This window comes from Butyrivibrio sp. VCB2001 (assembly GCF_000423965.1).
Taxonomy (GTDB): Bacteria; Bacillota; Clostridia; order Lachnospirales; family Lachnospiraceae; genus Butyrivibrio.
The window spans coordinates 1-21,689 of sequence record NZ_AUIZ01000001.1 but is presented as its reverse complement, the minus strand read 5'-3'; the positions used below and the strand labels follow the sequence as shown (position 1 = coordinate 21,689).

Here is a 21,689-nt window from a genome sequence, read left to right as displayed (position 1 = left end):
TTCGGCTTTATTTTTTACCAGTCAAGAGATGAATTCTCTATTCTTCTCTCTCTTATCATTAGTTCTGTGATTCCCTCTTCAACGGATTTACCTTCAAAGAGGATCTCGTTAACTCCCTGAACTATCGGCATATCTACATCATACTGACGGGCAAGAGCAAGAGCTGCCTTGGCACTGTATACGCCCTCGACTACCATCTTTACTTCATCCATTGCTTCCTGCATGGATTTTCCCTGGCCTATAAGGATTCCGGCTCTTCTGTTTCTTGAATGCATTGAAGCACAGGTTACAACCAGGTCTCCGATTCCCGAAAGTCCGGCAAAGCTCTCGAATTTGCCGCCCATGGCCATTCCAAGTCTTGAGATCTCAGCGATTCCTCTGGTTATAAGAGCTGCTTTTGCATTATCTCCAAGGCCGTATCCATCAGCCATTCCGGCTGCAAGAGCAATTACGTTTTTAAGCGCTGCTCCGATTTCAATTCCCAGCATATCAGGACTTATATAAACTCTGAATACATCGTTCATAAATACATTCTGAACTTCTTTTGCAGTCTCTTTATCAAATGCGCCTACAACGATGGTTGTGGGAAGCTTTTTACCTACTTCCTCAGCATGGGAAGGGCCTGATAAAACACAGACACGGGCTCCGGGAAGTTCATCCAAGATAACATCGCTCATAACCATCAGGGTAGATTCTTCAATACCTTTGGTACAGTTTACGATTATGGGCTGGTCATCAGACTCGGTATCGATGAACGGTGCAACAAGCTTAACAGTCTCTCTCATATGAGCCGATGGTACTACAAGAACCACCATGTCTTTTCCTGAAACTGCATGTTGCATACTGCTGGTAAATTTAACATTGTCACTTAAGATTACGCCGGGAAGCTTTTCTTCATTACCGTGATAAGCAATAAGCTTATCAACCGATGCCTGACTTCTGGACCAGACGGTTACATCATGTCCGTTGTTTGATAAAAGAAATGCCAGAGCTATTCCAAAGCTTCCGGCGCCTATGACGCCAATCTGCTTACTCAAAAAATCCCTCCAGTTTTAATCAATTTTATTCTTTTTGAAAATATATGTTTTTCTTTCGTTCCCTGCAAGAAGCTTTTTGATGTTACCCCTGTGCTGGAAATAAGCAAGAGCAGTTAAAAGGAAAAGTATAACATAAACTTCGATCAAAACTCCCTGAGGAACTGCTCCGAACTTATCAAGGAAAAAGCCGTTCTGTCCGCAGATGATAACCATGATAAACAGCGCTGTGTAATAGCAGAGACTGCAAACAGATACTATATGGCAGATATTGAGCGGCAGGAAAAATGCGATAACTCCCATGAGAATGAAGCTCCAATGGAAGACAATTCCAAGGTGAATTGTATATCCTGCTGTGCAGGCAATTCCTTTTCCGCCCTTAAATTTAAGATGAAGAGGAAAATCGTGTCCAAGTACAGCTCCGGCTGCTGTATATGTCATGTAAAGGATCTGAAGGTTTGGAGTATTTCTTCCAAACAGGAAATAAGTGACTAAAATGGCTGCCATGCACTTGAGCATGTCTCCAAGAAGTACTATAAGTCCGGCTTTTGCACCCATTACTCTTAAAGTGTTGGTAGTTCCTGCGTTTCCGCTTCCTACCTTTCTGATATCGATACCTTTAAGTTTTCCATACATTACAGCGGTCTGAATATGACCAAAAGCATAGCCTACAAGTAAACAGATTATTCTCTCCAACATACTATTTGTCCTCTTTTCTCTCCCTAATTATGAATCTAAGCGGAGTACCTCTGAATCCAAAGGCCTCACGGATCTGATTTTCAATATATCTTGTATAGCTAAAGTGCATCAGGTTTTTGTCGTTGACAAAGATTACAAATGTCGGCGGCTTAACGGATGCCTGTGTTATGTAAAAGAGCTTTAGGATCTTACCCTTATCACTCGGTGGCTGCTGCATTACAACTGCCTGAGTCATGATCTCGTTAAGGACACCTGTTGCAACTCTGAGTGCATGATTTTCGCTTACCATGTCGATCATGTCGTATAGCTTAACAAGCCTCTGACCTGTCTCTGCCGAGATGAACATGATCTCTGCATAATTCATGAAGGCAAGGGTGTTTCTGATGTTTTTGGTAAATTCTTTAACCGAGTGATTGTCCTTTTCAATCAGGTCCCATTTGTTAACTGCTATGATAACAGCTTTTCCGCTTTCATGGGCAATTCCGGCTATCTTAGCATCCTGCTCGGTGACTCCGTCTTCTGCGTTTATGACAAGGACTGCTATGTCTGCTCTCTCAACAGCCCCTACAGTTCTGACTATCATATAGTGCTCAAGAGCATCTTTTACCTTATTCTTACGGCGAAGTCCGGCTGTGTCTATGAATACGTATTTTTTGCCGTTGTGCTTAACCTCAGTATCAATGGCATCTCGCGTTGTTCCCGCAATGTCAGATACGATAAGTCTGTTCTCTCCAATGAGTCTGTTGATGATCGAGCTCTTTCCTACATTGGGCTTACCGATAATGGCAACCTTGATGGAATCATCCTCTTCCTCTGCTGTTGAGTCCTTTTTAAAGTGGCTTACAACTTCTTCGAGAAGATCGCCGATTCCCTGCTTGTTGGCAGCTGAAATCGGGAAGGGCTCTCCGATTCCCAGATTATAGAACTCATAAACATCCATAGAATCGCGGTTAAAGTTATCTACCTTGTTTACACAAAGAACTATGGGCTTACCTGAGCGCCTGAGCATATCTGCAACCTTGGCATCAGCATCCACAAGTCCCTGCTTAACATCTACCATGAAGATGATAACATCAGCAGTATCAATGGCTATCTGCGCCTGCTCTCTCATCTGTGAAAGGATCACATCCTTTGAATCAGGCTCGATACCGCCGGTATCAATTAGAGTAAAGCTGTGATTAAGCCACTCAACATCCTGATAGATTCTGTCTCTTGTTACACCCGGCGTATCCTGTACAATAGCGATCCTGCTACCGGCCAGGGCGTTAAAAAGGGTGGATTTTCCTACGTTCGGTCGTCCTACAACCGCTACAATATTTTTCTTACTCATTCTGTTTCCTTATCTTTTAAATTTCAATTCCAAATAGTTCACATACAAGATCTCTTCCGTCGCACTTTGCAATGCCGACCGTAGTGCCAAGCTCTCTTTCAATGTCTGAGACCTTAACATCATCAAGAAGATAATCTTCTCCGCTTCTTAAGAGGTTTTCGGGAAGATACAGCATTGTTCCCAAATCTTTTCCCTTAAGCTGCTTTATAATATCCTGTCCGGTCAAAAGACCTGAAACAGTAATTCTCTCTCCGAAGAACTCATTTACTATCTCGTAGACCTTTACGTTAAGTCCCGGGCATATGTCCATGGCTCTTTTAGCCATATCTCTTATGCAGGGATAGACAAGTCTTCCTGTTGCCATGGAGATATCTCTATTTATAGACGAAAGCTCTTTTGAATGATTTTTGATGATCTCTTCAAAAGCCTCATCAAACTCATTGATAAGAAGCCTCATCATACCAACGCCGTTTTCCAGCTGAAGGTAGCCATCATATCGCTCTTCTTCAGGGAAATCTCTTCCGGCGAGGAAATACCACTCATCGCTGGCATGGATGAAATGCATACCGTATTCATTATAGACCTTTTTCTGCCAGCTCTCTATTGTTTCTATCACTTTTACAGCATCTTCTGATGTGAAGGGCTCTAGCGGATACAGACCGTCTCTGTATTTGGATAATCCTACAGGAACTACTGATACGCTTTGAAGATTCGGAAGATATTTGGTGAGGTCTCTTATTGACCGTTCAAGTTCATCTCCATCATTTACGCCTTTGCAGAGCACAATCTGGCCGTTAAGCTCTATACCTGAGCCATCTGCGCATAGTCTGTCCACCTTTTTAAGAGCATCTCCTGCAAATCTGTTACCCAGCATCTTGCAGCGAAGCTCAGGATTGGTGGTCTGAAAAGAAATATTGATGGGAGAAAGATGATATTTAAGGATTCTGTCAATGTCTGCGTCGGACATGTTTGTCAGGGTTACATAGTTGCCCTGAAGGAAAGAGAGCCTGGAATCATCATCCTTGAAATAAAGTGTAGGCCTCATACCCTTTGGCATCTGATCTATGAAGCAAAAGATACACTTATTGCTGCAGGACCTGTAATCGTCCATAAGTCCGTTTTCGAACTCTATGCCGAGATCTTCGTCATAGTCCTTGTCTATATCAAGGAGCCACTCCTCGCCATCACTTTTTTTAATAAGAACATCGAGGTGATCGTCCTGAACCAGATACTGATAATCAAAGATATCTTCAATCTCATTATCATTTATCTTAAGGAGCTGATCGCCTGTTTCAATTCCCATTTCCTCGGCAATACTACCCGGCGCTATTGATTTTATAATGTGAATACTGTGTTTTTTCATAATTTACCTTTATCAACATATTATAACTTATTCTCCTTGACGTGTCAGTAATTTGAATGGTAAAACAGATATGTACCGACATACAAAACGTAAGGAAGGATTAAACATGCCAGATTTTCACCAGCTTGAGTCTCTCATTCCTGTAGCTCCTCTCAATCTTATTGTTATGGAGTCAGCCAAAGAACTTGGTGAGAGCGTTGACAAGTATATCGCAGAATTCAGAAGAAATCTACACCAAATGCCCGAAGGCGATCCGGCTTTTCACGGATATGCCAAGGACAGCTACCAGATAGCCTACTCTCTTGACCGCTTCGGAAGCGGAGAAGCCAAGGCTACGATCAATGAATCAGTTCGTGGTCATGATGTGTATATCCTTACTGATGTATGTAACTACAGCATCACTTACAAGATGTACAATTATGAGAATCACAAATCTCCTGACGATCACTATCAGGATCTTAAAAGAGTCATCGGCGCCATCACAGGAAAAGCAAAAAGAATAAATGTTATCATGCCCTTCCTGTACGAAGGACGTCAGCATAAGAGATCCGGAATGGAATCCCTTGATGCAGCTCAGATGTTTAAAGAGCTTCATGACATGGGCATATCGAACTTTATCACTTTCGATGCTCATGATCCCAGAATATCCAATGCTAAGCCTTTAGGAGGCTTCGATAATTTCCTTGCTTCCTATCAGTTTATGAAGGCACTTCTCTCACATATCGATGACCTTACAGTAGATAAAGACCATCTTACTGTAATCAGCCCGGATGAGGGTGCTTTGGACAGAGCCGTATATTTTGCCAACGTAATCGGCGCAGATACCGGTATGTTCTATAAGAGGCGTGACTACGCTCACATCGTAAACGGATCCAATCCTATCGTCGCTCATGAATTCCTTGGTTCTGACATCAAGGGACGCGATGTTATCATCATAGATGATATGATCTCTTCAGGATCAAGTATGATCGATACTGCCCGTCAGCTTAAGAGCATGGGCGCTAAGCGAGTATTTATCTGCACAACCTTCGGTCTATTCACAGATGGAATGAAGAAGTTTGATGAAGGTTACAAGGAAGGCTTCTTCGATGCAGTCATTACTACTAACCTCACCTACATGAACGATGATGTTAAGTCCAGAGAATACATCTTTATCGCAGATATGGGTAAATTCCTTGCTACGATCATAGATTTCCTCAATCATGATGCATCAATGTCAACGGTTAATATGCCAACTGACAAGATTCATGAGATTGTAGACAAATACAATAAGGGTCTTATAGCGCCTGAACTTTACGAATAATAAAATGGCCTCCGGATATTCTCCGGAGGCTTAATTTTTGTGTTTTATTTGCAGGCATCAAAGGTAATAACTACTTTAAAGAGATCGCCGTCGAGCCTTATCTCAAAGGTTCCGCCCTGAGCTGTTGTGAGGTTCTTGGCAATTGAAAGACCAAGTCCACTGCCTTCTGTTGTTCTTGATTCATCTCCTCTTATAAATCTTTCAGCAAGTTCTGAAGCATCAATGTTCAGCTCTTTTGCTGAGATATTCTTGATTGAGAAAATAACCTTTTCAGCATTTTCAACAGTCTCATAATGCATATCGAGGTATACTCTGGTTCCTGTAAGAGCATATTTACATACATTGTTAAGAAGGTTCTCGATTACTCTCCACAAATGCCTTGCATCAGCCATAATAGTCATATTAGGCTGCTCGGGTTTAAAGATAACAGAAAGACCATTATCTTCCAGCTTTTCGTAGAACTCTCCTATTGTCTGATTAACAAGCTCTACAAAATTGATCCGGGTCAGCTGTATGCTGATATTTCCGGAACTGATCTTAGAAGCTTCAACCAGATCTTCAGTAAGTTGCTTCAATTTCTGCGACTTAAGCTCAAGAACATCAACATATTCTTTTATTCTCTCATTATCAATATCTTCCCTCTTTATAAGGTCTACATAATTGATAATGGAGGTAAGAGGTGTTTTGATATCGTGGGACACATTTGTAATAAGGTCCGCCTTAAGCTTCTCATCCTTCATACTAATGTTAACTGCTTCTTCAATTCCTTCACCGATGGAATTGACGGCTTCAGCAAGAGAAATATTGTCCGAATGAAGCTCTTTTACCTCTACCTTAGATTTGACATTTCCGTTCTTGATATCGTTTATAACAGCTATGATCTTATCTCTGTCAAGATTCTGCCTGTAAAGATAAATTCCAACAAGAAGATCAAGCAAACAAGCAATTACAATTCCGGCGATTCCGATTCTGGTAAGAAGAATGTTCATCACAACAAAGAATATGAACGGAATCCAGGTCCTGATTATCACGTTTCCGTTGTCTGTTGTATTGGTTATCAGGTTCTTAACAGAAAGAATGATTGTTCTGAGTAAGCTATCCTGATATGCTATCTTATTCCTGACCTTCCGAATAATGCCATATATTGCAAACAAAAGGCCGATATTGAATATAAATCCCGCCAGAGCACATGCGTAAGGGAAATACGTCTCACGTATCATACTCGAAAGACTTCCGGTTATAAACCTAATAAGGAATCCTCCGAAAATCGGAACTGCCATTATCAGTACACCGATCAAAAATACACCCTCAGTGTAAAGACCATGAGATTCAGCAGGAGCATCTTTAGATGTCTCCGGAATTTCCTTTTTGTTCATAAGTCTCAGATAAAGAATAAAAAGGAAAATGTAAATAAAAGCAAATACTATACCGAGTATATAAAGCTGCGATTTGTAGGGCATGAACCTGTTAAAGTTGTTACGCCCTTCCGTAAATGCATCCGAAGCAGGATAATCCTTTGTATCAACAGCAATATACATCTTGACCTGATCCGGATAAGCATAGCTAAATGACTTTACAATAGTTCTTAGTACGCCCTCTTTTATCAGTGTATTTGTCTCATAATTAAGCTCATAAGGACAGTAATAGATATACTTTCCATAGCCTTCAAAGATAGACTTGATGTTTTTTCCCGTTGTTTCACCGGTCAGCTCGGAAATATTGGTATAGACATCATTTTTCCCGTTTATTGTCCTTACAATATAGTATCTGAGGTTAGTTGTGGCATAATCATAGTAACCTTCAGCCTTAATATATTCCTCATAATTGGATAAAAGATCTTTTGCTGCTTCCTCAACATAAGAACAGACAAGGTTATATTCTTCCCAGGTTGATACAATATCTTCTATATTTTTACCGTCAACGGTCTGATATCTGTTTATGAGATAGGTATGTTCACCGCCTTCTTTTGGAGCTGAGTTGCCTGAAATGGCAAAATTTAAGCTGTTTCCCTCAATCTGAGAATTGAGGTATGAATTAAGTCCGCCTGAATAGGCATTACTTTTTAAATGAGTATAGGTTGTAGTTGGACTTAAAAACTCTTCGCTCTCTTCTTCGGTGAAGTTCTTTGTTTCATAATTAAAGCCGCTCTGAGCCCATTTTAAGAGATCTGAGAGGTAATATACAGCTGTGACATAATCGCCTGTGAGGTTTGCGCCTCTGTTGACATAAGCTGTAACATCAACCTTTTTCCTGCTGTCATATTCCCCGTTTGTTTCCATCTGTGTTTTAATGGCAACATGTCTCAAAACATCGGATATATTGTTTCCAAGAATATTATTGAAAAGATAAGAGTCTTCGTATGCCCTGCTTCTGTCTGAATCATACAGGCTATAGGAATAATATCCGTTAATTCCCTGTATCATAATGCTGCTTCCTGCTATTGAAACAGCAATAACGAAGGCAATAAGTGCTGCCAGAATATGCTGAAAAAACCTGATTGCCCTCAATTTTCCTGTTACACTTTTCATTTTCTGTCATCCTCAATTTTGTAGCCGACGCCCCAAACCACCTTAAGGAATTTGGGCTCTCTCGGATCTACTTCTATTTTTTCTCTAATGTGTCTGATGTGAACTGCTATGGTATTATCGGTACGCACAGAAATATCGTTCCAGATATTCTCATAGATCTGATCGATGGAATAAACTTTGCCTTTGTTTTTTGCAAGGAAAACAAGAATCTTGTATTCAATGGGAGTAAGCCTGATATCTTCACCGAATACAGTGACCTTCTTGGCATTATCATCAACCATAAGACCACCTGAAGTATAGACATTAGCTCTCTCAACCACTTTTCCAAGAGATGTGTACCTTCTTACGTTAGATTTAACTCTTGCAACCAGTTCAAGCGGATTAAAAGGCTTGGTCACATAGTCATCGGCGCCGATATTAAGTCCAAGGATCTTGTCGGAATCCTCTGATTTTGCAGAAAGGAATATAACCGGTATGGTACTGAATTCCCTGAGCTCTTTTACCAGATGGATGCCGTCAAGTTTAGGCATCATAATATCGATGATTGCAAGATGGATTTCCTCATGACGAAGTACCGATAACCCTTCTTCTCCATCATAAGCTTTGTAGACCTTAAAGCCTTCCTGCTCGAGATAAATCTCAATGGCATCAACTATTTCCTTGTCGTCATCACAAACTAAAATATTCTCCATAGCATCCTCACATAATCTCTTATAAACTATTAAATCATTAAAATCTTAAGATTTACCGTCGAAATTTCTTAAGATTTCTTAAGAAATAGACGAATATACGTTAATTATTTTTTGATTGACAGAAAAGCACATAGATTTCCTCTATTTTCATGGTGTATACGATGTGAAAATAACAGCTCAGGATTGCATCTTGTGCAGATATCGGTAACTAATATATGCTCTTCTTTAACACCGCTTTGAAGCAGTGTCAGTTTAATTGCATTCCAGAGATAAAGCCTGAATTTATCATTCGGATAAGGAATCAGAATCTCATATTCAGAGAGTTCTTTTTCGGTAAAAGAGCTTCCGAATTCCTCTGCTACGTCTCTGCCGATCTCATAACAAGGTCCGCAGATAGACGGTCCGATTGCACATACAAGGTCTTCCGGATTTGAACCATAGTTTTCCTTCATTTTTTCAATGGCTTTTGCGGATATTTTTCCTTTAGTTCCCTTCCAGCCCGAGTGAACAAGGCCGATAGCTCTTTTGACAGGATCGATTATATATACCGGAGGACAATCTGCATGAAAGCTTCCTAGTATGATACCGGGAACATTGGTAATGAGGCCGTCAATGTCCGTATAATCTCGAAGACGTGCAGGGCCTTTACCTCTGTCTTCTTCTGTTACAACCTTGATGTTTGTTGTATGTGTCTGAAATGTACATACAAAGTCATCGAGAGTTTTACCGTGTCCTAAGGCATCTGCAACTAATCTGTAATTCTCATCTACAGCTTCTTTATCATCTCCCCTTGTATAGCTTAGGTTGCATTCTGAATAATACCCTTTTGACACACCTCCAAGTCTTGTACTAAAGAGATGATCTACCATACCTAGTTCTTCTATTTTGGGAAATACAAGGTATTTCAGCCCGTTGTGGTCTCTAAGCTCTAAGGTCTTTTCGCCGCCACAGCGCTTTATTTTTATATTGTTTTCCATAGTAAATCCTTTCCGATACTCATTTTAAATATAATCAAATGCATTCTTTATCCATTTGAACGCAAATATATTGTCTTTCTGGGAAATTGCTACTACATCGTATCTGATGGGAATATCTAAAGACTTATACTTAGAATATAAATAGAATTGTGAGACTTTGCAAATATGCTTTTGCTTTTTTGTATCAACGGCCTCCTGCGGAGCGCCGAACCTGTCGTCTGTCCTGAATTTCACCTCAATAAAACACAGGTAATTTCCGTCTTTTGCGATAATATCGATTTCTCCGAACCTGCATCTGAAATTGCGATGAAGGATTATCGCACCGTTTTCAGTAAGATAACTGCAGGCAAGAAGCTCTCTCGTTTCGCCAACTACTCTTTTATTCAATTATTAACTCCTAATGTCTTGATTTATCTTTTGCTTTAATCTTGTCCATTGCATCAACAAATACAAGGATTTCAGCAACTACCTCATATAGCTCCGGAGGGATCATTTCGCCGATTTCAAGGCGCGATAAAGTCTCTGCCAGTTTATCATCCTCATGAACAGGGATTTTGTTGTCTTTTGCCTGTTCAATGATCTTTTCTGCCAGTGCACCTTTACCTGATGCTATGACCTTGGGGGCTCCATCTTCATTTGGGTCATAAGCCAGAGCCACAGCGGTTTTTACTTTTTGTTTTTCATTATTATCCGGCATTTATAATCCTTAAGCTCTTGCATCAAAAGATGCTGTTGAAAGGAGCGGTGTTTTCATAACATCCAGCATTTCATCAACTGCTGCATCCTGACCATCCATTTCATCGTGGAGCATCATCTTGACACTCATGGTATAACCGCGCTTTTCAAGCCTTTCATTAAGAATATGAATGTTGTCATTTATAAGATCCAATATACTCTCGTCAGCTACGTAGAAATTGGTAGAAACCTTGGTGTCCTTCATCTTGACATATACATCAAGAGGGCCTAAATGCTCCATATCGAGGTGAAGCACGGCGCTTACTGAACCATCTTCACTGACTTTCTTATGCTTGTTTTTATATACAAAAAGGTCTCCGTGGACATTTTGTCCGGCCATCTGCAGAGGAAGCTGAACATATTGGAACATCTGATTGAGCTGATCCATGAAATTTAAATTGCTCTGCAGGTTATTGGCTGTCTGCCCAAGCTTTGACTCTGCTCCCAAATGCTGTTCTATCGCGGATGTAAGACCTTTAACCTGATTTCCGAGTCTTTGATAGAGCTGCTCAACATTCTCCTTTTTCTCAACTTCGCCGGGCTTTAAATGCCACTGAGCTGACATGTTATCTTTAAGGAGCTTTGTATAGTCATTATTGGAAAAGACATTTTTCCAGGTCTGAGCAGTCTGATCAGAAGTTATATCTGATTTTTCAAAGGCTGCTGAGAGCTCTTTTAAAAGATCTTTTTGCGCAGTCTCAAGCTTTGTCTGTGCTGCAGGATTATCGCCCTCCGGATTTTTGCTTATCTCCTTAAGAGCATTTTCGTAATTTTTAATTGCCTCTTCAGGAACACCGAGATTTTTCAGGTCTTGTATGAAACCATCAGAGAGAATATTTCCATTGGCTACTGTATTTGCAGTCTGTGCCTGGCCTCCATCTGTTGCAACCTTTTCGCCTTGAACCTGCGCCTGTGCTGTTTCAGGATTTACAGCTTCGCCCTGCTGCGCTGTTTCTGCTGCATTTGGCAATAGAGCTTCTTCTGACGCTACTGCAGTCTCTGAAGTGACCTGACCCTCTTCTCCGGAAAAGAGCTTTAAAACCGAGCCGTAGAGGTCAAGAGCTGCCTTGTCATTACCCGCAGCTGTAAGCTCCGAAAAAGCGCCCGGAAGTTCATTCATAATGTCTTCCATGGCAGATGTAACCTGATGCTCATAGTTTTTGTAGCTCTCAAACTGGACTAAATTATTGTCATTGATTGGAATTCCCAGACTCTTCATCTCAACTAGGGTTGATATAGAAGTATTGGGATATGCAGACAGGTTTTTGTTCATTTCAAGAAGCGCATCCTTCCCAATAGGAAGGCCTGCTTCCATCATATCCTTAACCATCTGAACAGTGTCGTTATTTATTTCAATCCCGGCAGCTGTCAGAGCTTTTAAAGTACTCTGATCAATAGATGTGTTCGCATAAAGAGGAGTTATTGTAACACCCGAAGAACCGGTGCTTCGCACAGAAAAATTAAGGGTCTGGCCTTCTCTAAGGCCCATCCCTTCAGAAAGCTTTGCATTTATGACATTATCACCAACGCTGATAGTGGCGATTTTCTCGCCGCCTTCGCCGTCAGCTACAGACACAACCGTACCCTGGATGGTTCCACCTCTTTTTAATTCCAAAGGCTGTTCTTCAGCTTTTTGATTTCCGAAGTGTCTGCCATCGATAACGACGGTATTTTGTTGTGATACATTACTTATGACATTCATACGAAGTTTCCTATAAATGACCTTCTATGTATTTCACAGGGACCATATTCTTTTAAAGCTGCAATATGAGCGGCTGTTCCGTAGCCCTTATTGGAATCAAACGCGTACTGAGGGTACTTAAGAGCCATTTCTTTCATCAATCTGTCCCTTGTCACTTTGGCTATAATACTGGCAGCGGCAATTGATACGCTCTTTGCATCACCTTTTATGATGGATATCTGCTTATAATCTTCAAGCTGTGGTATATGAACAGCATCAATCAAAAGAGCTCCTGGCTTAACCTTCAGGTTATTAACAGCCATGGTCATAGCCTCAAAGGTTGCCTGAAGAATATTGATCTCATCAATGCGCTCGGGAGAAGAACATCCGATTCCGACAGCAAGCGCCTTCTCCATGATTTCATCATAGAGGGCCTCTCTCTTTTTTTCGGATAATTTCTTAGAATCATTTAGATATAAGATTTCTTTTTCCGGGTCAAGAATAACTGCTGCAGCATAGACAGGGCCGGCAAGAGGGCCTCTTCCAACCTCATCTATACCGCATAACAGACCGTACTGCCCGTTTTCTCTTTCATATTTGCTAAGCTCATAGATGCGCTCTCTTTCTTTGTTTAAGCGCTCTAATTTCTTTTGTTCGGAAGCTGAAGGCATCAGTCAACACCTCCGAATGTAGAAAATGGATAGATCCTTATGAAAGCTTTTCCCAAAAACTCACTCTTTTTGATGCTTCCGACGGTGATATCTCTGCTGTCCATACTGTGATTTCTGTTATCTCCCATGACGAAATATTCATCTGGGCCTAGTTTTACACCGTCTATAGCCCTTCCGGGGTCTAATATAACCTCGGCGCCATAGTTTTCAGTTAAAAGAGTATCATCAATATAGATATTTCCATCGGTATCAACTCTTACTGTCTCACCGGGAAGGCCAATGACACGTTTAATAAAATATTGTCTATTCCCATATTTATAAGGGAAAATTACAATATCAAATCTTGCAGGATCGGAGAATCTGTAAGTAACCTTATCTACAAGCAGTGAATCTCCGTCATGGAGAGTTGGCTCCATTGACTGTCCGCTAACTTCTGTTCTCTGGGCAACAAATGTGATAAACAGAAATGTCAGAGCAAAGATAACCAGCAGATACAGAACTGTACTTAGTATTTCCTTTAATACTTTATTCATGTCATCATCTCTTTTCCGTGCTTAGCACTTTTTATGGTCTTTCTATAGATAGTCTTCCAAGTCTTCCGTTTCTGAAATCATCCAAAATAAGTGCGGATGCTCTGTCTATATCCGGCATAGCGCCTTGTTTTATCAGCTTTCTGCTCTCGGCAATGGCTGAGAGATATGCACTTAGAGGAGTTGCATATTGTTCCTCCTCAAATTTTCTTATTTGATCTTCGGTAATATTGTATTTGGACTCTATAACGCCGGGATAAAGCTCTTTTAATATCTTTATCAGTTCACATGCAAGCTCTGTCGTATCAAGATTCTCGTCATTCATTGAGCCAATAAGCGCAAGGTGAAGTCCGACCGTTTCGTCTTCAAACTTCGGCCAAAGGATGCCTGGAGTATCAAGAAGCTGCATGTTCTTGCCAAGTGAAATCCACTGTTTACCCTTTGTTACACCGGGTTTATTGCCGGTTTTGGCAGAGGATCTGCCTGATAATTTATTGATGAAAGTGGATTTTCCGACATTGGGAATTCCGGCAACCATAGCTCTTATGGGTCTGCCAACGATGCCTCTCTTTTTATCCCTCTCAATTTTCTCAGCACAGGCCTTTAGGATCAGATCTTTTACTTTTCCTGCCTCATTGCCGGTCTTGGAGTTCATTTCAAGTACGAACATCCCCTGTGACTGATAGAGATCTCGCCATTTAGCTGTAATCTCAGGATCGGCAAGATCTGCTTTATTAAGAATGATAAGTCTGAATTTATTCTTGCCAAGCTCATCTATATCGGGATTTCTTCCTGAAGCAGGGATCCTCGCATCAGTAAGCTCAATTATTATATCGATCAGTTTGATGTTTTCCTGCATCATTCTGATGGCTTTTGTCATATGTCCGGGATACCACTGATAATTCATAAGTTAACCTTTCTTTAGTAGTGATTCAAGATGGGGCCACCTGATGCATTTTCGCTTTTTAGCTTAAACCAGGCCTTTCCTACAATCATACCGGATTTAACAATACCAATATTGGCACTTCTTGAATCCTCAGAGCTGTTTCTGTTATCGCCAAGGACAAAGTATTCTCCGCTCTGAAGCTTTATCGGATTTGCTGCTATCCCTTCATCTTCCATTTTATCATAGATATCGCTATCTTCCATCCTAATCTCATCGTTGACGTACAGATTACCGTCTATGATCTGGACCTTATCTCCGGGAGTTGCTACAACTCTTTTTACATAATAATGGGAATTAACATTGCCGTTTGGCAAAAATACGATAATATCGCCTGTCTTAGGACTGATTATCTTAGAAAGCGCTCTATCTACAAGTACTGCCTGTGAATTATACAGAGCAGGTTCCATGGAATCGCCGATTACCTTAACCTGCATTCCAAATGCAATAACAAGCGCAAATGCAATTACTGCTGCAAGAATGGTTATAAATAACCATGAAAAGATCTCTCGTATAAGCTTTGAGGTTATTCTCTTTTTCTTCTGGTGAAATGTAAAAGTATTCCGTCTTGATCTCATATCTGCCTCACTGCCTTATACACGTAAAAGGGCAATTACTAAATAGTAACTGCCCTTCAAAAAACATATTATCTGGTAACAAGCTCCTTAACCTTAGCCTTCTTACCTGTAAGTCCCTTAAGGTAGTTCAGCTTAGCTCTTCTTACCTTACCTCTTCTAACAACCTCTACCTTCTCAACGATAGGTGAGTGAAGTGGCCATGTCTTCTCTACGCCAACACCGTAAGACTCTTTTCTTACTGTGAAGGTTGTACGGTTGCTACCGCCCTGGATCTTCTTGACAGTTCCCTCGAAAACCTGAACTCTTTCACGGTTTCCTTCTTTGATCTTAGCGTGTACTCTTACAGTATCACCTGTGTGGAACTGAGGCGCGTTAGCGTTCAGCTGCTCTTTCTCGAGCTCTTCGATAATAGTACTCATATCTTTTCTCCTATTCAATGGACGTTCTTAAATGTAACATTTGTACATCAGAGGACCGTCTGATTGTCACAACGCATTTTAATATAACATATAAAGCGCGTATTCGTCAACCCAAAAGATTATTTGGAGTGAATCTTTCAGGTACAAGCTCTGTAAGAGTATACTCTTTATATTCAGTTTCTGATTTTACAAGGAATATCTTAAAGTCATCCTTGCAGAATTCACTCATAACCTGTCTGCAGACTCCGCATGGAGGACAATAGTCCAGTTCTGTGGCATCCTCTTTGCCGCCTGCGATGGCAATTGCTGTAAAATCTCTTACGCCTTCACTTACTGCCTTGAAAAAAGCTGTTCTCTCGGCACAGTTTGTGGGTGTATAGGAAGCATTCTCGATGTTACAGCCGGTATATATCTTGCCATCAGCTCCAAGCAGTGCTGCTCCCACATTAAAATGAGAATATGGTGTGTAGCTCATTTTCCTCATGGAAAGAGCTGTTTTTACTAATTCCTGTATTTGTGAATCCATAATTTTTTCTTTCTTTATTACCTTGATCCCTTATCGTAAGGTATACCTTCTGCCTTAGGCGCTCTTGAATTGGATGATGTAAATGCAAGAACGATAAGTGAGATGATATAAGGCATCATATTATATACGGAGCCCGGAATATTAAGGGCTGCCAGGAAGTCAAAGCCTGAGTAAACGTTTGACAGAGCTCTGAAGAAACCGAATAACAGAGCTGCAAGACCGATGTTTAAAGGCTTCCACTGTCCAAAGATCATAACGGCAAGAGCAAGGAATCCGAATCCGGCAACGCCGACTTCAAACTTCCACTCACTTACACCGGCTGTGATATAAACGATTCCTCCGATACCTGCCAGCATACCTGAAATAAGTACACCTGCCCAGCGCATCTTGTAAACGTTGATACCAACTGAGTCAGCAGCCTGAGGATGCTCACCACAGGCCATGAGACGAAGGCCGAATCTTGTCTTGTAAAGAATGATATATGCAAGGATAAGCATTATCAAAGCAACAAGCATGAACCAGTTGAACTGGAATGATCCAAAATTAACAACAAGAGCTTTTTTACCTGCCATGTACTGTACTGTTGATGATACGTTGTCAGGGTTCTCTGCCATGTTGATGGACTTAACAATAACTGTTGCTGCTGCAGCTGCGAGCATGTTAAGAGCTGTACCTACAAGGGTCTGATCAGCCTTTAAGTTAATGCAGGCAACGGCGAGAAGTACTGAATATAAAACACCGCATACTATTGAAGCACCTAAAACAGCAAAAAGGATAAGTGCCTTAGGAGTTGCGGGATTTATATACTTAAGTGTCAGAGCACCACCAAGAGCTCCGATAACCATGATTCCCTCAAGTCCAAGGTTGATAACACCTGAGTGCTCAGAAAAGCATCCTCCAAGAGCTACCAGAATAAGAACTGATGCAAATAAAAGTGTGTATTGAAGAAGCAGTACCATTAGTTGTTACCTCCTTCCTCTTTATTTGCTTTAACACTTGGTTTTTGTTTATTTCTCTCCTCTTTCGCTCTTAAATAGCTATTTAGATGAAGCTTGAAGAAAAGAACAAAACCGCAAAGATAAATAATGATCGCAGAAATGAAATCTGAAATCTGTGAAGGATAAATATTCTTATCAAGATATGATCCTCCACTGGTAATATGCTGAATAAAGTATGATGCAAATATGGTTCCGATAGGATCAAGTCCGCCAAGGAATGTAGCTGCGATACCGTTAAAGCCCATGCTCGGTACGGATGACTGTGTTACTGACCACTGCTCGTATCCTGAAAGGAACAAAAATGCTGCACCAAGTCCTGCAAGAGCTCCGCCGATGAAAAGAGTTATGATAACATTCTTTTTCTCTTTCATACCGCTGTATCTTGCAGCATCCTTAGCAATACCGGTTGCACGAATCTCATATCCGAATACAGTCTTGCTGAGAACAACCTTAAGCACAATAGCAATAATAATTGCCAGAGGAATAGCTATAGTTACGTACTTATTATTGGAAAAGAGCTTTTCCATTCCAAGTGATGGTAAAAGAGCGCTTGGATTGGTGCTTGCCAGCTGTACTGTATATGGGCTGGCTGTCTCTTTTACTCCTGAAAGAAGCATGTTTACTGAATAAAGTCCTATCCAGTTAAGCATGATTCCCGAAATAACTTCGTTAACGTTGAGGTAAGACTTAAGGAGTCCTACGATGATTCCAAATACACCACCTGCTACAAATGCAGCAATGAGGCAGACAATCCATGGAAGGTGAAGTGCAAGTGCGCAATAAAGAGCTGCTCCGGCGCCTGCTACATACTGTCCTGCTGCTCCGATGTTGAAAAGACCGGCCTGATAGCAGAACTGGATTGAAAGGGCACACATAAGAAGTGGTGCTGCCTTAACAAGAGTATTTCCAAGGTACTTCATAGCTGCCTTAGGTGATGGATAAGTAAAATAGTTTTTTAGGATTGTTATTATAGCTTCTGTTGCACCCTTTGGATTGATGATAAGAAGCGCAATATATCCTACCAAAAGGCCTATTATAATGCACAATAAAGCTGCTAAAGTTGACTGAACAGCGGGCTTTGATAGGAAGCTTGATTTAGTTTTGTTATTCATTATGCGCCCACCTCCTGTCTCTTAGCACCGGCCATGTAGAGACCAAGCTCTTCCGGTGTAGTCTTCTTAGGATCAAATTCTCCTACGATCTCACCCTCGTACATTACAAGGATTCTGTCTGAAACACTCATAACCTCTTCAAGTTCGAGAGAAACTAAAAGTACAGCATGTCCTTCATCTCTCTGCTTAATAAGCTGCTTATGAATGTATTCAATAGCACCTACGTCAAGACCTCTTGTAGGCTGAACTGCTATAAGAAGATTAGGATTTTTGTCAATTTCTCTGGCGATAATGGCTTTCTGCTGGTTACCACCGGACATTGAACGCGCGATTGTAGGCGCACCCTGACCTGATCTTATATCATACTGCTCTATGAGCTTCTCGGCGTATTTATTGATCTCAGCTTTTTTAAGGAAACCTGCCTTGGTTGAGAACTGAGGCTCAAAGTATCTCTGAAGCACAAGGTTATATGCAAGAGAATAATCAAGAACAAGACCATGTTTATGTCTGTCCTCAGGAATATGACTCATTCCACTGGTGGATCTCTCTCTTATTGATGCATGTGTTATATCTTTGCCTGAGAGTGTAATTTTGCCACTAGTGCAGTTCTCAAGACCTGAAAGTCCGTAAACAAGCTCGGTCTGACCGTTTCCGTCGATACCTGCTATGCAGACAATCTCTCCTGCTCTGACATCGAAAGATACGTTCTTAACTGCATTATTGTGATGGAGCTTGCTGGGAACAGTCATGTTCTCGACATGAAGAATTACATCTCCGGGCTCCTTGTCTTCCTTGGTTGCAACAAGCTGTACATCACGGCCAACCATCATTCTTGAGAGTTCGTCCTGATTTGTATCAGCGATGTTAACTGTTCCGATGTACTTACCTCTTCTGAGTACACTACATCTGTCAGCAACTGCCATAATCTCGGCAAGTTTATGAGAAATGAAAAGAATGGACTTTCCTTCCTTGGAGAGATTTCTCATGATTTCCATGAGCTCATCGATCTCCGCAGGTGTAAGAACAGCTGTAGGCTCATCAAAAATGAGAATTTCATTATCTCTGTAAAGCATCTTGAGAATTTCAGTTCTCTGCTGCATACCTACTGTTATGTCTTCTATCTTGGCATCAGGATCTACCTTAAGGCCATACTTATCAGAGAGTGCAAGAATTTTCTTCCTTGCCTCATCCTTCTGTAAAAATCCATATTTGGTTGTCTCATCTCCCAGGATGATGTTATCAAGTACAGTAAAACACTGTACAAGTTTGAAATGCTGATGCACCATTCCTATTCCAAGGTCATTAGCATCATTGGGGTTATTGATCTTAACCTCAACGCCATCCTTTTTAATGATTCCCTCTTCTGCCTGGTACAAGCCAAACAGAACACTCATAAGGGTTGACTTTCCTGCTCCGTTTTCCCCAAGAAGAGCATGGATTTCGCCTTTTTTGAGCTGTACTGTAACATTATCATTAGCGATGATTCCCGGGAATCTCTTGGTAATGTTCAGCATTTCGATAGCATATTCGCTGTTTCCTGCCACCTGTTTTCCCTCCACATTATATTTTCTTATTGTCAGAAAAAAGGCCGGAAGACTATGAATCATCCGGCCCTTATTAACTTAGGGAATTAATTACTTAATGTTACCCTGGAAGTTGATCTTAGCTGTTGTAGCTGAAGGCTGCTCAGCTGAAGAATCGTTAGATACTGTAACCTTACCGCTTACCATATCAGCAACGAGCTGCTTGTAATCAGCCTCAGTAAATCCATCAGTCCAGATTGTGCTGTCAGCAAGACCTACATAGTTAAGGCTCATGTCATCAGCAGATACAAGACCAAGGTTAAGGATCTTGCCAGCGTAAGAATCCCAGCTACCATCCTTGATTGCTGTAAGAAGTGTGTTAACTGTTGCCTGAAGGCCCTTCATAGCTGAAGTTACAGTCATGCCCTTCTCGAACATTCCATCGATTGTTGCAGCCTGGTCAACGTCTACACCGATAACCTTGCCACCAACCTTAGCAGCTGCCTCACCAGCAGATGTGAAGATACCACCACCGCAAGCGAATACAACTTCTGTGCCGCCCTGGTACCATGTATCCATAGCTGCTGTGATATCAGCATCGCCGTAGAACTGGTTACCATAAGCATAGTTGATCTCTACATCAGCGCCGAGCTCAGCTGCAGCTGCGTCAGCACCCTGTACGAAACCATAACCGTAACGGATAACAGCAGGAACTGCCATTCCGCCAAGGAAACCGAGCTTTGTGTAGCCCATCTTTACTGCTGCGTAACCAGCCATGTATCCGGGAAGCTCTTCCTGATAAACTGCTGAGAATACGTTAGCAAATGTCTCATTGTTGAAGTCTGAAGAATCACCTTCAAGGTCATACTCAGAAACGTCAAGAGCAACGAACTTAACATCAGGATAAGTATCAGCTGTATCCTTGATAGCGCCTGCGAAAGCGTAACCAGGCATAACGATTACGTTGTAGCCATCAGCTACAGCCTTATCGATCATAGCCTCTCTCTCAGCATCTGAATCACCTTCAGGCTTGTAGTATGTGAAGTCAACACCGTTAGCCTCACCAAATGCCTTACAAGCTTCATAAGTTGACTGGTTGAATGACTGGTCTGTGATATCGCCGTAGTCAGTAACCATAGCAACTCTCATGTCAGTTGCTTCCTCTGCAGCAGGTGCCTCAGCTGTTGTATCAGCAGCTGGCTCAGCTACTACTTCTGCTGTCTGTTCTGTTGTCTCTGCAGTATCTGTTGTTGCAGCAGGAGCTGTATCGCCACATGCTACTAATGAAGATACCATTGTTGCAGCCATAAGAACTGCGAAAAGTTTCTTTTTCATAATTTCCCTCCGTTTGTAATGAAATAATAGAAACATTTATAATAAAACCTTTTCAGGCTTTATCCAAAGCTATGAGGTTCTTGATACCCTCGATCGTGGTCTTGTAGACCGCGTCCATATCATGAACCTGTGGATTTGAAAGGCCTTTTTTTGCTCTTTCCTGATTGGCAACTACCAAAAGAACGGCTCCGGTACGAAGTCTTAAGTAGCTTCCTACAATGAAAAGTGTTGAGCTCTCCATCTCTGAGCAAAGGCATCCGCATTTGATCCAGGCATCCCACTTATAAAGGAGCTCAGGTCCTACGGGCTTGGTTTCAGGTTCGTGCTGTCCAAAGAATGAATCCTTGCACTGAGCAACTCCGACGTGATATTTAGCTCCTACGCTCTTAGCACCGTTTACCAGTGCATTTATGTGAACTTCCACGATAATTAACACTCGTTGGACAATGATGAGATAATTATCAAAGAAAAGGCTTAAAATCGGCGTTTTTATTGCATGCAACCTGGATATATGGTATCATAATAATGAGTTAATTAACACTCGTCAGGAGGAGCCATGTATCTTAATATAACGGTAGAAACACCGGCTGTTGGAAACGGCATATCGCAAAAGCCGATAAAGGGAACAAAGTATGTTTACTACGAGCATGGGCGGAGGTATGATCCCAAGAAGGGATATACCGTTCCTCAGACCACATCCATAGGAAAGATA

22 protein-coding genes are annotated in these 21,689 nt (G+C 41.4%); 1 reads left to right on the top strand and 21 read right to left on the bottom strand.

All coding sequences use genetic code 11. The features are described from left to right. Positions 1 to 14: 14 nt before the first annotated feature. Genes G589_RS0100115 through G589_RS0100100 form a run of 4 tightly spaced genes read right to left on the bottom strand, consistent with a single transcriptional unit; the run spans position 15 to position 4,426 of the window. Positions 15 to 1,037, bottom strand: a complete 1,023-nt coding sequence (locus G589_RS0100115) for an NAD(P)H-dependent glycerol-3-phosphate dehydrogenase (protein WP_026520635.1) — start codon at positions 1,035 to 1,037, stop codon at positions 15 to 17. 15 nt (positions 1,038 to 1,052) lie between these two features. Further along, complete coding sequence (locus G589_RS0100110) at positions 1,053 to 1,733, bottom strand: glycerol-3-phosphate acyltransferase (RefSeq protein WP_026520634.1); 681 nt, start codon at positions 1,731 to 1,733, stop codon at positions 1,053 to 1,055. A gap of 1 nt (position 1,734) precedes the next feature. Continuing rightward, positions 1,735 to 3,063 (bottom strand): ribosome biogenesis GTPase Der, encoded by a 1,329-nt coding sequence (gene der, locus G589_RS0100105; RefSeq protein WP_026520633.1) that lies wholly within the window; start codon positions 3,061 to 3,063, stop codon positions 1,735 to 1,737. Between the two features lie 16 nt (positions 3,064 to 3,079). Continuing rightward, the gene (locus G589_RS0100100) at positions 3,080 to 4,426 is read right to left on the bottom strand and encodes a DUF512 domain-containing protein (protein WP_026520632.1); all 1,347 of its coding nucleotides are present in this window, start codon (positions 4,424 to 4,426) and stop codon (positions 3,080 to 3,082) included. Between the two features lie 106 nt (positions 4,427 to 4,532). Between G589_RS0100100 and G589_RS0100095 the strand changes: the two genes are divergently transcribed. Beyond that, positions 4,533 to 5,729, top strand: coding sequence for a ribose-phosphate pyrophosphokinase (locus G589_RS0100095; RefSeq protein WP_026520631.1), 1,197 nt, complete (start codon positions 4,533 to 4,535; stop codon positions 5,727 to 5,729). Positions 5,730 to 5,773: 44 nt separating this feature from the next. On the opposite strand, the gene G589_RS0100090 is transcribed toward G589_RS0100095, so the two are convergent. The 17 genes from G589_RS0100090 to G589_RS18325 all read right to left on the bottom strand — a co-directional run bounded on the left by G589_RS0100090 (position 5,774) and on the right by G589_RS18325 (position 21,401). Continuing rightward, entirely contained in the window at positions 5,774 to 8,257 is a 2,484-nt protein-coding gene (locus tag G589_RS0100090) for a sensor histidine kinase (RefSeq protein WP_026520630.1), read from the bottom strand. Further along, positions 8,254 to 8,949 (bottom strand): response regulator transcription factor, encoded by a 696-nt coding sequence (locus G589_RS0100085; RefSeq protein ID WP_026520629.1) that lies wholly within the window; start codon positions 8,947 to 8,949, stop codon positions 8,254 to 8,256. The genes G589_RS0100090 and G589_RS0100085 overlap by 4 nt, the downstream gene beginning before the upstream one ends. Positions 8,950 to 9,053: 104 nt before the next feature. Beyond that, entirely contained in the window at positions 9,054 to 9,926 is an 873-nt protein-coding gene (gene pgeF / locus G589_RS0100080; protein WP_051192081.1) for a peptidoglycan editing factor PgeF, read from the bottom strand. Positions 9,927 to 9,950: 24 nt separating this feature from the next. Continuing rightward, positions 9,951 to 10,313 (bottom strand): YraN family protein, encoded by a 363-nt coding sequence (locus tag G589_RS0100075; RefSeq protein ID WP_026520627.1) that lies wholly within the window; start codon positions 10,311 to 10,313, stop codon positions 9,951 to 9,953. A 10-nt stretch (positions 10,314 to 10,323) separates the two neighbouring features. Beyond that, the gene (locus tag G589_RS0100070) at positions 10,324 to 10,623 is read right to left on the bottom strand and encodes an EscU/YscU/HrcU family type III secretion system export apparatus switch protein (protein ID WP_022767110.1); all 300 of its coding nucleotides are present in this window, start codon (positions 10,621 to 10,623) and stop codon (positions 10,324 to 10,326) included. A 9-nt stretch (positions 10,624 to 10,632) separates the two neighbouring features. Next, a complete protein-coding gene (gene fliK / locus G589_RS0100065; protein ID WP_026520626.1) occupies positions 10,633 to 12,363 on the bottom strand; it encodes a flagellar hook-length control protein FliK in 1,731 nt (576 codons plus the stop codon). After that, entirely contained in the window at positions 12,360 to 13,013 is a 654-nt protein-coding gene (locus tag G589_RS0100060; protein ID WP_026520625.1) for a ribonuclease HII, read from the bottom strand. Before G589_RS0100060 ends, fliK begins: the two co-directional genes overlap by 4 nt. Continuing rightward, on the bottom strand, positions 13,013 to 13,546 hold the full coding sequence (gene lepB / locus G589_RS0100055) for a signal peptidase I (protein WP_026520624.1): 534 nt from the start codon (positions 13,544 to 13,546) through the stop codon (positions 13,013 to 13,015). The genes G589_RS0100060 and lepB (G589_RS0100055) overlap by 1 nt, the downstream gene beginning before the upstream one ends. A 31-nt stretch (positions 13,547 to 13,577) precedes the next feature. Further along, positions 13,578 to 14,450: a ribosome biogenesis GTPase YlqF gene (gene ylqF, locus G589_RS0100050; RefSeq protein WP_022767106.1), complete on the bottom strand. Its 873-nt coding sequence runs from the start codon at positions 14,448 to 14,450 to the stop codon at positions 13,578 to 13,580. Positions 14,451 to 14,464: 14 nt separating this feature from the next. Continuing rightward, complete coding sequence (lepB, locus tag G589_RS0100045) at positions 14,465 to 15,064, bottom strand: signal peptidase I (protein WP_026520623.1); 600 nt, start codon at positions 15,062 to 15,064, stop codon at positions 14,465 to 14,467. A 68-nt stretch (positions 15,065 to 15,132) separates the two neighbouring features. After that, on the bottom strand, positions 15,133 to 15,483 hold the full coding sequence (gene rplS, locus G589_RS0100040) for a 50S ribosomal protein L19 (RefSeq protein ID WP_022763985.1): 351 nt from the start codon (positions 15,481 to 15,483) through the stop codon (positions 15,133 to 15,135). Between the two features lie 106 nt (positions 15,484 to 15,589). Beyond that, a complete protein-coding gene (locus tag G589_RS0100035) occupies positions 15,590 to 16,009 on the bottom strand; it encodes a cytidine deaminase (RefSeq protein ID WP_035775027.1) in 420 nt (139 codons plus the stop codon). Between the two features lie 17 nt (positions 16,010 to 16,026). Then, a complete protein-coding gene (locus G589_RS0100030) occupies positions 16,027 to 16,968 on the bottom strand; it encodes an ABC transporter permease (protein ID WP_026520621.1) in 942 nt (313 codons plus the stop codon). After that, positions 16,968 to 18,119, bottom strand: a complete 1,152-nt coding sequence (locus tag G589_RS18330; protein ID WP_035775025.1) for an ABC transporter permease — start codon at positions 18,117 to 18,119, stop codon at positions 16,968 to 16,970. The genes G589_RS0100030 and G589_RS18330 overlap by 1 nt, the downstream gene beginning before the upstream one ends. Beyond that, positions 18,119 to 19,633, bottom strand: a complete 1,515-nt coding sequence (locus G589_RS0100020; protein WP_026520620.1) for an ABC transporter ATP-binding protein — start codon at positions 19,631 to 19,633, stop codon at positions 18,119 to 18,121. Before G589_RS0100020 ends, G589_RS18330 begins: the two co-directional genes overlap by 1 nt. A gap of 120 nt (positions 19,634 to 19,753) precedes the next feature. After that, positions 19,754 to 20,977 (bottom strand): BMP family lipoprotein, encoded by a 1,224-nt coding sequence (locus G589_RS0100015; RefSeq protein WP_026520619.1) that lies wholly within the window; start codon positions 20,975 to 20,977, stop codon positions 19,754 to 19,756. A gap of 52 nt (positions 20,978 to 21,029) precedes the next feature. Beyond that, positions 21,030 to 21,401, bottom strand: coding sequence for a phosphorylase family protein (locus tag G589_RS18325; RefSeq protein ID WP_330366603.1), 372 nt, complete (start codon positions 21,399 to 21,401; stop codon positions 21,030 to 21,032). Positions 21,402 to 21,689: the final 288 nt, after the last annotated feature.